This window comes from Empedobacter sp. ULE_I140, assembly GCF_053482575.1.
The window spans coordinates 1917359-1933877 of the sequence record NZ_JBQMTX010000001.1 but is presented as its reverse complement, the minus strand read 5'-3'; the positions used below and the strand labels follow the sequence as shown (position 1 = coordinate 1933877).

Below are 16519 nucleotides of genomic sequence, written 5' to 3'. Positions count from 1 at the left end.
GAATTAGAAAAAAATAGATTTTTTTTACATTTGTAAAAAAATTATTCGCTTAAATTTCTGTGCGAATCCTACTTAATGTCACTTGAGAAATTCCTAAATAAGACGCGATATAACCTAATTGCACACGATTAATCAAACTTGGATTTTCTTCTAACAATTTTTTATAACGATCAATCGCCGTTCCTAGTTGCCTAGAAATAAAACGCTCTTCAGTTTTTATCGATTCAATTTCAGCAAGTTTTCTTCCCCAATTTGCAATTTCTAAATTTGTCGCATAAAACAATTGTATGTCTGAAGATTTAATTTCATATAACTCACAATCTTCCATTAATTCGATTGTTTCGTAACTAATTTTATTTTCGACATAACTTCGCATCGATAAAATCAAATCGCCTTCTTTCCCAAACCAAAACGTAATTTCTTTTCCATCGTCTATCGTATACGCGCGAACAATTCCTTTTTTGATGAAATATAACTTTTTCTCAACTTTATCAGCATCAATAAGCGTGGTGTTTTTTGGTAATCGAATCAATTGAATTTTATCTGCTATCAATTGAATAGACTGTGATGAAAGTGGCGAAATTTGATTTAAGATTTGTTCTATTTCCATTATTGAAACTTATCTAGTAAAAGTAAACAAAAAACTCAACCTAAAATAGGCTGAGTCATTCAAATTAAATTAACACCTGAAGTCTACTTTGCATGTAGACCGCATTCTTTTTTACTATTGTCTTCCCACCACCATCTTCCGGCACGAAAATCTTCACCTTCGTTTATAGCACGTGTGCAAGGAGCACAACCAATACTTATAAAACCCTTGTCGTGTAACGGGTTGTAAGGAACTCTATTTTCTTTCAAATATTCGAAACAATCCCCTGTTGTAAAATCAATCAATGGATTGAATTTGAATAATTGTTTTTCTTCGTCAAACTCTATTTCGTGCATATCATGTCGATTATTCGATTGCTCCGCACGCAAACCTGTAATCCAAACTGATGCTTCTTTTAATGCACGATTCAAAGGAATTACTTTTCTGATATAGCAACATTGTTTTCTTAAATCAACCGAATCGTAAAAAGGATTAATTCCATTTTCTTCAACAAAATTTTCTAACTCCTCTGTTGGTGGATAAAATGGTTTAATCTTCGCTTGATATTTAAATTCTGTTTTGTTCCACGTATTGTACGTTTCCTGAAAAACACGACCTGTATCTAAAGTAAAAATCTTAATATTGTCTAATTTTTGACTTAAAATAACATGAGAAATAACTTGATCTTCGAAACCAAAACTTGTCGAAAAAACTATTTTTTCTTTAACGTTGTTATTCAAAAAAAATAATTTTTCTTCTAAACTTACTTGTCCTGTAACTTTTTCTAATATCTCTTTTAGTTGATTCATTTTCTTATATAATATCTATAGTTTTTATAGAGTATTTATTTTAACAAATGTATTAATTCCAATTTTCTAAAACAACACTAATCTCGACTAATTTTATAGATATAATATAATATAGAATCAATAAATTATACAAGCAAATTTTGTTTATACTTAAATCATCTTCGAGAGTGAATTTTCATATTCGTAAAATAGAAGAAAATCAGTCCAAATTGGCATTAAATAAAGGTTTTCATAGAGTATGGATTGCTAATTAATTCGAAAATCAATATAATTATTAAGATAAAAACATTTAAAATGTCTTAAGAATAAATTCTATCTAATCATCTTCGAGAACGAATTATGAATATCACAAAACTAAAAAGTCAAACTTTACAATGTTTGACTTTTTAATTTATATTTTTTGTAATGATAAATTAGGACAAAAATGGATGAAAATAACCAAATCCAATAACCAAAATGTGGTAAATCATATTCATGTATTTGTAAAATATCTAATCTTGTTAAATGATTAATTTCGTATAATGACATTTGAATAACAGCGATAATACCTAATATTCATCCTATTTTTATCTTATAAAAAATCCAAGAAAATAATAATGTAAAGTTCCCTAACCAACAGATAAAATCAATTGGCAACTCTGATATCGTTATATATCCTAATATTAGATATGTAATTCAAATATTCTGTTCTAGAATCTCCAGAATAATATTCAATAAAATCAATACTTAATAAGTGAACAGGCAAAATTAAACTCACCAAATAAGTTAAAATACTTACAAATAAAAACAGATTATTTTTCCAATTTAGCTTCAAACTCTTCTATTTGCTTTTCCAATTTTTTATTCTCTTTTTCCAATTTGTTTTGAGGACTAAACATTGCATAAACCAGCAAGCCTACTCCTACTCCAACAACAGCTCCAATTTTTTCGTTCTTATTAATTGCTTTCGAAATTGCAATTCCTGCTGCTGCTCCAGTTGTTACGATAGAAACTGTATTTTCAAAACCTTTTGATTTTGTGTCCAAAACTTCTAATAAATTATTCATAGTTGATTATTTTTCAATAAACGTTGCAATAAATATTCCTAAATATAAATCATTCCAAATTATTTTAAAAATTGTTCGTATTAATTCAAGTGTTTATCTTTGTTCGGTAACATTTTTAGAATGGAAATACAAGACAAAATTTTAGCGCTTCGAGAAGAGCTTACTCAGCATAATTATAATTATTACGTTTTAGATAATCCGACAATTTCTGATTTCGAATTTGATTTGAAATTGAAAGAATTAAAACGATTAGAAGACGAAAATCCTATCTTTTTTGATGTTAATTCCCCTACACAACGCGTTGGTGGAATGGTTACAAAAAATTTTCCGACGATTACACACGAATTTAGAATGTATTCGTTAGACAATTCATATTCAATTGAAGATTTACAAGATTGGGAAAAACGAATTGAGAAAACGTTAGGTGAAAAAGTAGAATTTGTTTGCGAATTGAAATATGATGGCGCTTCGATTTCTATTTTGTATGAAAATGGAGAATTGACGCAGGCTGTAACGCGTGGAGATGGAACACAAGGTGATGAAATCACGAATAATATACGTACTATACAATCTGTTCCATTGAAATTGAAAGGAAATTATCCTGAACGTTTTTATATGCGTGGCGAAATTACAATTCCGCTCAATAAATTCGCTTCAATTAATGAAGAACGCGCTAATAATGGTTTAGAATTGTATGCAAATCCTCGAAATACCGCTTCTGGATCATTAAAATTACAAGATAATACAGAAGTTGCGAAACGCGGTTTACAATGTTTCCCATATTATTTTATCGGAAATAATTTACCTTATTCTACACAATGGGAAATGCTACAAGCCGCTGATGAATTAGGTTTTAAGATTCCGCATACATCAAAATTATGTACTTCTTTGGAAGAAGTTTTAGCTTTTGTAGATCATTGGGATATCGAACGTAAAAATTTACCTTACGAAACGGACGGAATTGTGATCAAAGTAAATTCTTTTTCGCAACAAGATGAATTAGGTTATACTGCGAAATCTCCACGTTGGGCAATGGCGTATAAATTTAAAGCTGAAGCTGCCGAAACCGAATTATTGAGCATCGATTATCAAGTTGGTCGTACTGGAGCGATTACGCCTGTTGCAAATCTTGCACCTATTTCTTTGGCTGGAACAATCGTAAAACGTGCTTCTGTCCACAACGAAGATATTATTAAAAAGTTGGATATCCGCATTGGTGATATGGTTTATGTGGAAAAAGGCGGCGAAATTATTCCGAAAATTGTCGGTGTTAATACTGATGTTCGTCAACCTGGAACCGAAGAGATCGAATTTATTAAAAATTGTCCTTCTTGCGGAACAGAATTAATTCGTAATGAAGGCGAAGCACAGCATTATTGTCCAAATGAAAATGGTTGCGAACCTCAAATAATTGGAAAATTAGAGCATTTTGTTTCTCGAAAAGCAATGGATATTGAAAGTATTGGTGGTGAAACAGCTGTTTTGCTACACAAAGCAAATTTGCTTAATAACATTGCTGATTTTTATACTTTACAAAAAGAAGATATTTTGCCTTTGGAAAGAATGGCTGAAAAATCTGCTCAAAATATTATTAATTCTGTCGAAAAATCTAAAGAGCAACCTTTCGAAAAGGTGTTGTACGCAATTGGAATTCGTCATGTAGGTGAAACGGTTGCAAAAAAATTGGTTAAACATTTTCAAAATATTGATCGTTTGATGAATGCAACAATGGAAGAATTAGTTTCTGTAACGGATGTTGGAGAAAAAATTGCAATTTCGATTAAGGAATATTTTAAAGAAGAACAACATCAAATTTTGATTCAACGTTTACGTGATTACGGGTTGAATTTCGAGATTGGTGAAGAAGCAAAACCTTTGTCAGATTCTTTGGAAGGCAAAACGTTTTTGTTTACAGGAACTTTGACTAAATTCAATCGAACTGATGCACAAAAAATGGTGGAAGATCATGGTGGAAAAAATATTTCTGCAGTTTCTAAAAACTTAAATTTTTTGGTTGCTGGCGATAAAGCTGGAAGTAAATTGAAAAAAGCAGAAGAAATTGGAACAGTTGTCGTGTTGACCGAGGACGAATTTTTAAATATGATTAAAGGCTAATGGAATCAGGATTAATTGCTGTCATTATATTCGGAATTGTATTATTGATTTTGATTCCATTTATATATTATGGATTGAGAATGGCAGGCTACAACAAAGCTGCAATGATAGTTTCGCTTGCGATATTTTTTATTGTGATGATTCCGATGGTGAAATATGGTTACAGAAATCAAATGTTTTCTAATGATGATTTGAAAACCGATTTACACCAAGCTGGAATTGGGTTTAAAGGAAATTTAAAAATTGTTTCGACAGATATTTCTGGAATTAAAAACATGAAACAAGAAACAGTTTTGAATATGGATTCTGCCGATGTCAATACCATTATTAATCGAATAGAAACTGATCCTCGATTCAAAATTTCTCCAGTAATATTGAGTTTGAAAGAAGAATTAGGTTCAAATGCAAAACATAAAACCAATAGAAATTATCGTTTTAAGGATAATTTTATTTTAGAAACTTATGGAATGTCCGATGATTATACGATTCGATATTCAGAACTGAAATTTAGAAAAGGAAACGACACGGTTTTCTTCAAAAAAGAAGAAGTGTATTAAAAAAATCCGTCAATTGACGGATTTTTTATTAATCTAAAACTTCAAGATTTGCAATATTGATTGGATTTCCTTCAATATAATTCACAACATTTTCAAAAGCTTTTGAGAAATATAATTCGTAACTATTTTCTTCAACGTAACCCAAATGCGGCGTACAAATTACATTCGGATTCGTTAGAAATTCATTATTTTTATCATAAATTGGTTCAGAGTTATATACATCTAAAGCAGCATAAGTTGGTGTATTTTGACTTAAAGCTTTACTTAAATCATTTTTCTTAATTAGTTCAGCTCTAGAAGTATTTACAATAATTGCATCATGTTTCATTAATTTCAAATCTTCAAATTTCACAATACCTTTTGTTTGCTCATTTAATCGAATATGAAGTGTAACAACATCGCTTGTAGAGAAAAAATCTTCTTTAGAATTACTTGCTTGAAAACCATCCTCCAATGCTTTTTGACGAGAATTTTCACTTCCCCAAACTTGCACTTTCGTTCCAAAAGCTTTTGCATACTGTGCAATCATCTGTCCTATTTTTCCATATCCCCAAATTCCAATTGTTTTACCATTTATTGTAGAACCAATATTAGTCTGCCACTCGCCTTTTTTCATCGCTTCGATAGCTTGAGGTATTTTTCGAGTTGCATTCATTATCAACATCCAAGTTAATTCGGCTGGAGCAATAGGAGAACCAATTCCTTCTGACACAGCAACTCCACTACTTGTACAAGCGGCTAAATCTAAATGATTTGAAATTTTGACTGTTTGACTAATTAATTTCAAATTTGGTAAAAGGGATAATAATTCTTCATTTATTTTCGTACGTTCTCTTATCAAAACTAAAATTTGAACATCCTCAATTTCTTTTGCTAAATCCTTTGTATTTGTATATGAACGATTTAAAACCTTAACATCATAATCTTTTATTAAATCAAAACATTTCAAATACGGTACAGCATTTTGATAATCATCTAATATGGCAATTTTCATTGTTTAATTTTTAATAAATGTAGTTATTTTGATTTATCTAATTACTTTTCTCTTTCTTAATTATCTCATCAAATTCGTCCAAAGTATCTTTACTTTCAGTTTTGTAATTTTTAGATTTTCCTATAAAATGAATCAATTTTCTATCTTCAAAATAATAACGAAATTCTTCAATTTTCGATTTTTTATCATCAAATCCTTTCCAATATAAAGGAAAATTATAAGTTGTACCTTGTTCAAAAACAAAAGACAATTTATCATTTAACAAATAATATTCGGCTAAATATTGACCTGATTTTCCAAATTTTCGAACCACAATTTTTTCTAATTTATCGTTCAAAAAATAATAATTAATAAAACCACCTTCGGTAGAATCATCAGTTTCAATTTCTTTTATTTTTGTCCAAATTTTAATCGAATTAATTCGATTAAAATTTGATTTAATTGGATCTAATTTATTTTTAAAATCTTTTGAAATAATAACTTCAGAACTTTTAGAATCTTTTTGTTTTTGAGCAAATACATTAAATAAACTAAAAATAATAAACGAAATTAATAAAAGAGTTTTCTTCATTGTACTAAAATTATTTCCATAAAATTCAATAAAATAAACTAATTTTCAATCAATAATAATAGTGAATTTTATGCAATTTTGAGTCGCTCGTCATACCAATCAAATCAACTAAATAAAAAAATTCTATACTAAAGTTTTAAATTTTGAAATTCTTGGAGAGTTTCAAAATCATAATGGATATGATGGTATTTTTATTGGAAAACCAGATTTAAACTGGCATCTAAAATTTACAACAACTCACGAAAATATAAATCATCACTTTGATGAAGACAATTGTTTGGTATTTTATCCAACAACACAACAAGAATATGAAAAAATTATTGAGCGTTTATAATTTCATCATATCAAACCAATAAAATCTAAAAATCCATATTGGAATGATAACGGAATTTCTTTCTTAGATCCTGATGGATTTGCTGTCATTGTTTCACCTTTGAGAATTAAATAATTTGAAAAAATTCAAATTCTTAATAATCCGATGAATAAAAAATTAAATCCTTGGTATAAATTACAACAAGGTAAAATTAAAACTCCAAAATGGTTGTTTACAAGTGATGATTGGAAAACGTGGGATTAAACGTCTTTTTAATACAATATTTAGTCTTAATTTTACACCAAATTAATCGCCGTGAATCGAGAAGAAATAGGAAATCAACTGCTAAATGAAGTTTTACAAATTCAACTTGCCAATAAACCAATCAATTTTAAATATTTAGATTTAAAACGTTTGGTTGAAAATATTGCATTTGAGTTGACAAAAAACGAAGCTTTACAGTTTTCTAACTTTTTCTCGAAGCTATCTTTTATCTGTAATCAATACCAAGTTTCCACTAAAATTCATTCCTTTCGTAAAACGGCTCAACGAATTCTGAGCGAGAAATACGAACCGACAGAACACGAATATTTTACACATTATAAATATGTTGCAGATTTTATTTCTTCGATTTATGAAGTAATGATTCCAGCAGAAATTATCTACTATTTTCCTGAAAAAGAATTTTATACAAACAAAATTCTTACTCGAAATCGGGTTAAAAAATTGCGTGTTCAAGTGATTGAAATCAAACGAGATTGTTTGATTTGCGATCATGAAGATAATGAAACAGAAGAAAATATTACAGTTCAAATTGATGAGGATGGCGTAAATGAAAACTTTACTTCTGTTGAGGATTTTTGGGTTGGTGCACAATTAAATTTAGTCAATTCGACGATTGATGAAGAAGGAATTTATCATCCACGTTTTATCATTCTCGAACCAGATTATTTGGTTGATATTTCGGCAATTGCTGAATGTTTTCAGGATTATGGAACTTCTGAATTGCATTATATTCAGAAAAAATTTGAAGAATCGCCAAATAGTAAACACATTCGTTTAGGAAATTTTGCCAATTCAGTAGTCGATCATTTTTCAACAGAAAACATTGAAAACACAGATTTTAATGAGATTTTCAAGAATGATTTCAAAAATTATCCATTAGAATATACGGCTTGCAACGATTTGACGAATCCACAAGACTTGAAAGATTATTATCTGGAAGCAAAAGGTCATTTTGACCGTATTCAAAAAGTGTTGACCGAGGATTTTCCTCAATATGATATTTCGTTGGATCGTGCATTAATAGAGCCTTCATTTTTGTGCGAACAATATGGTATTCAGGGTCGTTTAGATTTATTAGACATTAATCCCGAAGGAAAAAATAAAATTATCGAGCTGAAATCTGGTGGTGCACCTTTTCCTGATGATGGAAAAAGTGTCAAGCCAAATCATGCGACGCAGCTCTTTTTATATTACCAAATTATTGGTGTTTTATATGATTTAGAGTTTAAAGATGTCACAAAAAACACCGAAGGTTATATCTTCTATTCGAAAGTATATCAAGGAAATTTACGTTTTGATGTGCCAACTTTAGCGCGAGTTCAACGTATTTTTGATTTACGAAATCGAATAATTATCAATGAAAATCGGTTAGCAAATCATGCATTAACCGATATTGAATCAACTATTTATTCGATTAAACCTGCCAATTTTATCAAACGAAAAATTAATCCTCGTTTCAAAGAAATTTTAGAAGAACAGTTGGATAAATTTATCTATCCGATCAAAAATAGTTCACCGTTAGAAAAAGCTTATTTTTATTCGTTTACGAATTTCATTGCGAAAGAGCAATATATGGCGAAACTTGGTTTGGGACAATCAACTTCTAACAACGGTTTGGCGAGTTTGTGGCTGAATACTTTCGAAGAAAAAAATAATAATTTCGAGATTATTTATGATTTAGAAATTGTAGAAAATCATATTTCTGATCCAAAACGTGAAATCAAGTTAAAAAGAACTAATCCTGCGAATGATTTTATTTCGATTCGCGAAGGTGATATTTGCATTCTTTATCCAAGAAATAATTTCAAAGATTCGGTTTTAACAAATCAGGTTTTTAAATGTACCATCAAAAGTATTTCGAGAGAATTTATTGTGTTGCGTTTTCGTTATCAGCAGCCCAACACACGCTTTTTTGATTCGTTTGATTCATCAGGAAAATGGGCTTTGGAACGCGATTTTATGGATTCTTCTTTTGTTTCGATGTACCGAAATCTGTATGGATTAATTCATTCTTCTAAAGCAAAAAAAGATTTGATTTTAACGCAATCTATTCCAAGAAATCAAATGGATTATGCGTATTTTAACTCAAATCTTTCGGATGAACAAAATCGAATCTTGAAAAAAGCGCTTTCTTCTAAAGATTATTTCTTGTTGAATGGACCTCCAGGAACAGGAAAAACATCGATTATCATCAAAGAATTGGTGAAAGAAATCTACGAGAAACAAGATTGTAATATTTTGCTTTTGGCGTATACAAATCGTGCGGTTGATGAATTATGTGAATCGATAAATTCGGCTATTTCTGATCAAATTGAACAAAAGTTCATCAGAATTGGGAATGAATTATCTACTTCTCCTGAATTTCATCCTAATTTATTGAATAAAATTATCGAGCAAAAAGATGTTGATTTAGAGCAAAAAGGAGAAAAATTTTCGAGAAAAACAATTCAAGATATTATTCGTAAACAACGCATTTTTGTTTCGACGGTTGCTTCAATTTCGAGTAAAAATGATATTCTGAAATTAAAGAAATTTGATACAATTATTATTGATGAAGCTTCACAAATTTTAGAACCACAAATTGTTGGAATTCTACCAAAAGCAGAACGTTTTATCATGATTGGTGATCACAAACAGTTGCCTGCAATTGTTTTGCAAAATCCTGAATTAGCAAAAACGAACAACGAATTATTAGAAAATATTGGTTTAATCAATCGTAAAAACTCAATTTTCGAACGTTTGTATGAATTTTGTGAGCGTAATAATAACGAAAATTCATTTGACCAATTGACTTATCAAGGAAGAATGCATGCTGAAATTGCAGATTTTCCGAACAATTATTTTTATGATGGAAAATTAAATGTTGCCTATGATATTCCAAATTTGAATGAAGAGATTAAGCAAAGTTTACATCGCCAACGTGCAGATTTACATTTTGAAAATCATAATCAATCAAATGATTTACAAAACTTTATTACGAATCATCGTTTTGCGTTTATCAATGTGGACGAAAATCCTTATTTGCCTTCAACGAATGAGCAAGAAGCCGATTTGATTGTGAAATTTGTACAAGAAATTATTCATTTATACGAAATCAATAAAAAAGAATTTGATGCAAAGAAAACAATTGGAATTATTGCGCCTTTCCGTAATCAAATTGCCTTGATTAAACAAAAATTAGAATTAGCAAATATTCCTAATTACGAGCAAATAACGGTTGATACAGTTGAGCGTTATCAAGGAAGTCAGCGCGATATTATTTTGTATAGTTTTGCGGTAACATATTATTCACAATTGAATGCGTTGGTGAATATGAATGACCAAGGAAATGTTGACCGAAAACTAAATGTGGCGTTAACACGTGCAAAAGAGCAATTATTTTTGATTGGAAATCAAACGATTTTGAAAGAAAATCAATTGATTAAAACATTAATTGAGTATTTAGAAAATAAATCTTCACATAAACTTATAATCTAATCAAAATCACTTCATAATTCATTTAAGATTCAGTAAATTTGTGCAACTATTTTTGTAAAATTATGTTGTATCAAAGAAGTAGCGCATTATTCAAAGACGCGCAAGAATATATTCCAGGAGGTGTAAATTCTCCTGTTCGTGCATTTAAATCTGTTGGAGGAACGCCAATTTTTATCAAAAAAGCCGAAGGTGCTTATATTTATGATGAAGATGGACGTGCTTACGTAGATTACATCAATTCTTGGGGACCAATGATTATTGGACACACAGATCCGCGTGTTTTGAATGCGACTGTTGAGCAGATGAAAAATGGTTTTTCTTTTGGTACACCAACTGAATTGGAAACTGAAATTGCAAAATTAATTACTTCTGTAGTTCCAAACATCGATATGGTTCGTATGGTGAACTCAGGTACAGAAGCTTGTATGTCGTCAATTCGTTTGGCAAGAGGTTATACAAATCGTGATAAAATTGTTAAGTTTGAAGGTTGTTACCATGGACATTCAGATTCATTTTTGATTAAAGCTGGTTCTGGTGCTGCAACTTTCGGAAATCCAAATTCTCCGGGTGTAACACAAGGAACTGCAAAAGATACGTTGTTGGCAGAATACAATAATTTGGAAGATGTAAAAGCTTTATTCGAACAAAATAAAGACGAAATTGCAGCTATTATTGTTGAGCCAATTGCAGGAAACATGGGATGTATTGTTCCAGAAAAAGGTTTCTTAGAAGGATTAAGACAAATTTGTGATGAAAATGGAGCTTTATTAATTTTTGATGAAGTAATGACAGGTTTCCGTCAAGCGATGGGAGGTTCTCAAGAACGTTTAAACATCAATGCAGATATTGTAACATTTGGTAAAGTAATTGGCGGAGGTTTCCCTGTTGGTGCTTTTGCTGCTCGTCGCGAAATCATGAATCACCTTGCTCCTCTTGGCCCTGTTTATCAAGCGGGAACATTATCAGGAAATCCAATTGCTATGCGTGCTGGTATCACAACATTGAATATTATCAATAATGATAGAGCATTATTCAATAGAATTGATAACGCTACAGAAACTTTAGATGTTGAAATTTCTAAAATCTTTGCAGAAAAAGGAATTCCAAATCATATCAATCGTTTAGGGTCGATGATGTCTGTTTTCTTTACAGAGCAAACGGAAATTAAAAACTTTACAGATGTGACCAAATGTAACCACGAAAGATTCAACAAATTTTTCCATCATTTATTAACGAACGAAGTTTACATTGCTCCTTCTGGATACGAAACTTGGTTTATTTCTGATGCAATTAAAGATGCTGAAATTAATAAAACATTAGACGCTGTAAGAAGCTTCGAAGGTTAAACATAAACAAAAAATGCAGTAGAAAAACTACTGCATTTTTTTATTCTATTTTGGAACTACATTTTTGCGTCCATCAATTTTTCTGTTTTATCAGGTGATTTGCCCATTTTAATAACAAACGCTTTGTTTGAATTATAATTTTTCGGAAGTAAAATATCGTAATAGGTATTTTTATCTAAATCGAAACCAATTCTGAAATAATTCAACTAAAGTCAAAAAAACATAAATCAAAAATTGATAACTATACAAATCAATGAAATTATTATATTTACTAAAATTCATAATGATATGATTACAAATTACTTTAAACTACTACTTGCATCTAGTATAATTCTTATTAATTTTGGATGTAAAGATGATGATGGTTTTTCGGAAGAAGATGTAGTTGAGACTTATAATATTGTGTCCTATAAAGCTAATATCCCAGTTGATTTAAACAATGATAAAAAAACATCAACTAATTTGTTGGATGAAATTGAAATTCTTAATAAACAAGAGAACTTTTTAGAAGTTAGACCTAAAGTAAAATTAATCTCCTTTAATTTTCCTCTAACATTAATAAATTATGATTATCCAAGTATACCAAGCGGTTATGCAGATTTTGTAAAATATGGATTTGTAACATCTACAACATTATCGGATAAAGTAATGGTTATAAAAGATAGTAGTTATACAGAAAGCAACTATACTGGTAACAAGGAAAATAAAAAAAATGTTTCTATTGAAAATTTAAAAATTATAGACTACAATCGTCTATCTACAAATATTACAAAGTCATATTATGATTTTAGCACCAAACAATGGATTGAATTGAATATTGAAGTTATTTTTCAAAAAAGAATATAAAAAAAGCTCGAGAATTTTCTCGAGCTTTTGTTTAATTATAATCCCCTATATGTTCCATTTCACTTTCGAAACTTAGTACTTTAGTCGCGTATTTTTGCAAACTTTTTTGTTTAATTTCTGATAAAAAATTATTCTTGAATTTATCTAAAGTCAATTCATCATTCACAAATAATTGCAAAGAATAAGAAACCGCCCCAGGTTCTATATGAGAAGTTATTTTTCCTAAACGAGCACCGATAAAACAATTTGATTTCAAATAATCATTAATATGCTCTTTCTGAATCCACGCAAACCAATCATCATGCACTTCTTGTTCAACAATAAAAGTTGTATTATATAATATCATTCTCTAATTTTTTGCAAAGATACAAAGGTTTTCGCATTATATTTTTCTTGAAAAAGAAAGTCTAATCAAGATTTTATTTTTAAATTTACCTATTATTCATAACAAACAAAAATGAACAATACGCAACAATTTATACAAGAGAATAAACAACGTTTTCTTGATGAATTAATCGAATTACTTAAAATTCCTTCAGTTAGTGCTGATCCAGCCTACACACAAGACGTAAATGATGCTGCCGAGATGGTTGCAAAATATTTAAAAGAAGCAGGTGCTGATAATGTTGAAGTATGCGAAACAGAAGGTTTTCCTGTTGTTTACGGAGAAAAAATAGTTGACGCTTCAAAACCTACTGTTTTAGTTTACGGACATTACGATGTACAACCAGCTGATCCTTTAGAATTATGGGAATCTGGACCATACGAGCCAGTAATCAAAAAGACAGAAATTCATCATGACGGAGCAATTTTTGCTCGTGGTTCTGCTGATGATAAAGGTCAAATGTTTATGCACGTTAAAGCTTTTGAGGCTTTAAACAAATCAAACGAATTACCTTGTAACGTTAAATTTATGATCGAAGGTGAAGAAGAAGTTGGTTCTCCTTCATTAGTAAATTTCGTTAAAAACAATAAAGAGAAATTAAAAAATGATGTGATTTTGATTTCTGATACTTCTATGATTTCAAACGAACAACCTTCTATTTCTGTTGGTTTACGTGGTTTATCTTATGTAGAAGTTGAGGTAAAAGGAGCTAATCGCGATATGCACTCTGGTGTTTATGGTGGAGCTGTTCCTAATCCGATTAATGTTTTAGCAACAATGATTGGAAAATTAATCAATGAAAAAGGTCACATTACAATTCCAGGTTTCTATGAACCAATTCTTGAATTAACAGAAGACGAAAGAGCTGATTTAGCTAAAATTCCATTTGATGTAGAAGAATACAAGAAATCTATTGGTATTGCTGATATCCAAGGAGAAGAAGGTTTTTCTACAATCGAAAGAGCTTCTATTCGTCCTACTTTAGATGTAAACGGAATTTGGGGAGGATATATTGGCGAAGGTGCTAAAACAGTTATTCCTTCTCATGCGTATGCTAAAATTTCAATGCGTTTGGTTCCTGGACAAGATCCAGAAGTTGTAACAAAACAATTTGCAGATTATTTCCCAACTTTAGCGCCTTCTTCTGTAGAAGTTAAAGTAAAACCACATCATGGAGGTAAACCTTATATTTTACCAACAAATCATCCTGGTTTTATCGCTGCTAAAAAAGCGTTAGCTGAAACTTTTGTGAAAGAAGCGTTAGCCGAAAGAGCTGGTGGATCTATTCCAATTGTTGCTTTATTCGAAGAAGAATTAGGAACAAAATCTGTTTTAATGGGATTCGGATTAAACTCTGACGTTATACACTCTCCAAACGAACATTATGGTTTATTCAATTTCTACAAAGGAATCGAAACTATTCCATATTTCTACAAATATTTTAACGAACAATAATTTCCGACAAAATAACTTCTGAAAAGCGAATCAAATTGATTCGCTTTTCTTTTTGGTTTATAGTAGAATGATTAATTTTGAACTTTATTTTTATCAATGAGTAAAAAATTCTTAATTGCGGGTGCAGGAATTGCGGGTTTAACTTTAGCAAAAGCTTTGCAAGACTTAAATTATGATTACGAAATCTTCGAGGCTTCGACAGAAGTTCGTGGAATTGGGGCTGGTTTTGGTTTGGCTTCTAATGCAATGAAAGCGTTTGAAATTCTTGGTTTAGCAGAAGAGGTTGCGCCTTTGGGGCATATGTTAGAAGATTTTGAAATTCAAGATTGGAAAGAAAAAACAATTCTGAAAGCGGACACAGAACGATTAAGAAAAAATTACAACAACGAAAATTTTGCCATTCATCGTGCAGATTTACATCATTATTTAGTCTCGAAAATTGATTCGAATAAAATTAAAACGTCAAAAAAAATAAAATTCTTTGAACAAAGTTTTGAGAAAGTTGTCCTTCATTTTGAAGATGGAACTTCTACAGAAGGTGATTATTTAATTGGTGCTGATGGGATAAATTCTACAATTCGTCAACAATTGTTAAAACATTCAACACCTCGTTATGCAGGCTATATTTGTTGGCGTGCTATTGTAGAGGATAAATCTTACAATTCAAAAAAGAGCATCGAAACATGGGGACCAAATGGTCGATTTGGTTTGACGCCATTAATCAATCATCAAATTTATTGGTATGCTTGTGTCAATACAAAACTAAATTCTGAAGTTTACAACTACGCTTTAAGTGATATTAAAAATCAGTTCAAAGATTATTCGGGACAAATCAGAAATACTTTACAAAAAACGAATCCAGAAAGCATCATTGCTACGCCAATTATGGATATAAAACCGATTAATAATTATGCATTTAATCGTGTATTGTTAATTGGAGATGCAGCACATGCAACCACACCAAACATGGGGCAAGGCGCATGCATGGCTGTTGAAGATGTTTGTGTTTTGTATGATGAACTAATCAAAAAAGATACTGATATTTTGTTAGCTTTTGAACATTATAATTTACGTCGTTTGAAACGAACACATTATATTATCGATACTTCTCGTTTGGCTGGAAAAGTTGCTCAAGTCGACAATAAATTTTTGATGAATATACGAAATTTTGCTTTCCGAAATTTACCACAATCTTTGATGCAAAGTCCTTTAGAAGACTTGTTGGAAGAAGATTTTATGAGAGTTTAGGATTATGCAAAACGAATTTTGTAGTGTTTCTTAACGTATATTTCTTGTTGACATAAGAAGTTAACAAATCTCCAAAACTCATATCACGAGTTTCTCTTTGATTAGTTGAAAATAATTTCACAATCTTAATCAAATATTTATTTAAGTCAATCAAATCAAAAGTAAATTCTTTTATCAACCAAAATAGAAAATATAACGGAATAAAAACTATATTTAAGACAACTTGGAATCCATTCGCTAATTCTCCTTCTGACAAAAAATGTTTTGAATAATCAAATTTAGAAAAATCAATATCATATTTTTCTATAAACGCTATCAAAAGTGATTCATTATCTAATCCTGATAAAAATAAATCTTTCTCAATCAGAACATCAACATTTTCAACTTTTTCTTTTGTTGTTTTTTCTAGAAAATTTTTGACTTCTATATACGATTGTCTCAAAGTTGCGAAATCAACATGTAAAATCTGTTTTTCTTCCATAA

General features: G+C 30.2%; 16 protein-coding genes. 9 read left to right on the top strand and 7 right to left on the bottom strand.

The window, feature by feature from the left end:
- Positions 1–49: 49 nt before the first annotated feature.
- The 3 genes from ACTS9J_RS09160 to ACTS9J_RS09150 form a co-directional block, all read right to left on the bottom strand.
- Positions 50–610 (bottom strand): Crp/Fnr family transcriptional regulator, encoded by a 561-nt coding sequence (locus tag ACTS9J_RS09160; protein WP_448353151.1) that lies wholly within the window; start codon positions 608–610, stop codon positions 50–52.
- An 83-nt stretch (positions 611–693) separates the two neighbouring features.
- Complete coding sequence (locus tag ACTS9J_RS09155) at positions 694–1398, bottom strand: phosphoadenylyl-sulfate reductase (RefSeq protein WP_115000595.1); 705 nt, start codon at positions 1396–1398, stop codon at positions 694–696.
- 791 nt (positions 1399–2189) lie between these two features.
- Positions 2190–2444, bottom strand: coding sequence for a hypothetical protein (locus ACTS9J_RS09150; RefSeq protein WP_038334370.1), 255 nt, complete (start codon positions 2442–2444; stop codon positions 2190–2192).
- Positions 2445–2564: 120 nt separating this feature from the next.
- On the opposite strand from ACTS9J_RS09150, the gene ligA reads away from it, so the two are divergent.
- On the top strand, positions 2565–4559 hold the full coding sequence (ligA, locus tag ACTS9J_RS09145; protein WP_416410226.1) for an NAD-dependent DNA ligase LigA: 1995 nt from the start codon (positions 2565–2567) through the stop codon (positions 4557–4559).
- A complete protein-coding gene (locus tag ACTS9J_RS09140) occupies positions 4559–5116 on the top strand; it encodes a hypothetical protein (RefSeq protein ID WP_448353150.1) in 558 nt (185 codons plus the stop codon). Before ligA ends, ACTS9J_RS09140 begins: the two co-directional genes overlap by 1 nt.
- 28 nt (positions 5117–5144) lie before the next feature.
- Here the strand turns inward: ACTS9J_RS09140 and ACTS9J_RS09135 are convergent, their stop codons facing one another.
- Positions 5145–6110 (bottom strand): D-2-hydroxyacid dehydrogenase family protein, encoded by a 966-nt coding sequence (locus tag ACTS9J_RS09135; protein ID WP_448353149.1) that lies wholly within the window; start codon positions 6108–6110, stop codon positions 5145–5147.
- Positions 6111–6147: 37 nt separating this feature from the next.
- Positions 6148–6681, bottom strand: a complete 534-nt coding sequence (locus tag ACTS9J_RS09130) for a hypothetical protein (protein WP_291048334.1) — start codon at positions 6679–6681, stop codon at positions 6148–6150.
- A 112-nt stretch (positions 6682–6793) separates the two neighbouring features.
- Here ACTS9J_RS09130 and ACTS9J_RS09125 point away from each other — a divergent pair, with 112 nt between their 5' ends.
- From ACTS9J_RS09125 to ACTS9J_RS09105, 5 genes are all read left to right on the top strand, one after another.
- Positions 6794–7015: a hypothetical protein gene (locus ACTS9J_RS09125; RefSeq protein WP_371875736.1), complete on the top strand. Its 222-nt coding sequence runs from the start codon at positions 6794–6796 to the stop codon at positions 7013–7015.
- 9 nt (positions 7016–7024) lie between these two features.
- Positions 7025–7129 (top strand): hypothetical protein, encoded by a 105-nt coding sequence (locus ACTS9J_RS09120; protein WP_409450540.1) that lies wholly within the window; start codon positions 7025–7027, stop codon positions 7127–7129.
- Between the two features lie 180 nt (positions 7130–7309).
- A complete protein-coding gene (locus tag ACTS9J_RS09115; RefSeq protein WP_219034629.1) occupies positions 7310–10756 on the top strand; it encodes an ATP-dependent helicase in 3447 nt (1148 codons plus the stop codon).
- A gap of 62 nt (positions 10757–10818) precedes the next feature.
- Positions 10819–12102: a glutamate-1-semialdehyde 2,1-aminomutase gene (hemL, locus tag ACTS9J_RS09110; protein ID WP_125349521.1), complete on the top strand. Its 1284-nt coding sequence runs from the start codon at positions 10819–10821 to the stop codon at positions 12100–12102.
- A gap of 288 nt (positions 12103–12390) precedes the next feature.
- The gene (locus tag ACTS9J_RS09105) at positions 12391–12948 is read left to right on the top strand and encodes a hypothetical protein (RefSeq protein WP_291048342.1); all 558 of its coding nucleotides are present in this window, start codon (positions 12391–12393) and stop codon (positions 12946–12948) included.
- Positions 12949–12979: 31 nt separating this feature from the next.
- Here the strand turns inward: ACTS9J_RS09105 and ACTS9J_RS09100 are convergent, their stop codons facing one another.
- On the bottom strand, positions 12980–13294 hold the full coding sequence (locus ACTS9J_RS09100) for a DUF4286 family protein (RefSeq protein WP_284583689.1): 315 nt from the start codon (positions 13292–13294) through the stop codon (positions 12980–12982).
- A gap of 111 nt (positions 13295–13405) precedes the next feature.
- Between ACTS9J_RS09100 and ACTS9J_RS09095 the strand changes: the two genes are divergently transcribed.
- Both ACTS9J_RS09095 and ACTS9J_RS09090 read left to right on the top strand, forming a co-directional pair.
- Positions 13406–14788, top strand: coding sequence for a dipeptidase (locus ACTS9J_RS09095; protein ID WP_448353148.1), 1383 nt, complete (start codon positions 13406–13408; stop codon positions 14786–14788).
- Positions 14789–14884: 96 nt separating this feature from the next.
- Positions 14885–16036 (top strand): FAD-dependent monooxygenase, encoded by a 1152-nt coding sequence (locus ACTS9J_RS09090; RefSeq protein WP_291051677.1) that lies wholly within the window; start codon positions 14885–14887, stop codon positions 16034–16036.
- Here the strand turns inward: ACTS9J_RS09090 and ACTS9J_RS09085 are convergent.
- Positions 16023–16517 carry a hypothetical protein gene (locus ACTS9J_RS09085; RefSeq protein ID WP_291051680.1) on the bottom strand — a complete coding sequence of 165 codons (495 nt, stop codon included), beginning with the start codon at positions 16515–16517 and terminating at the stop codon, positions 16023–16025. The two genes, ACTS9J_RS09090 and ACTS9J_RS09085, sit on opposite strands and share 14 nt — an antisense overlap.
- Between the last annotated feature and the right edge of the window lie 2 nt (positions 16518–16519).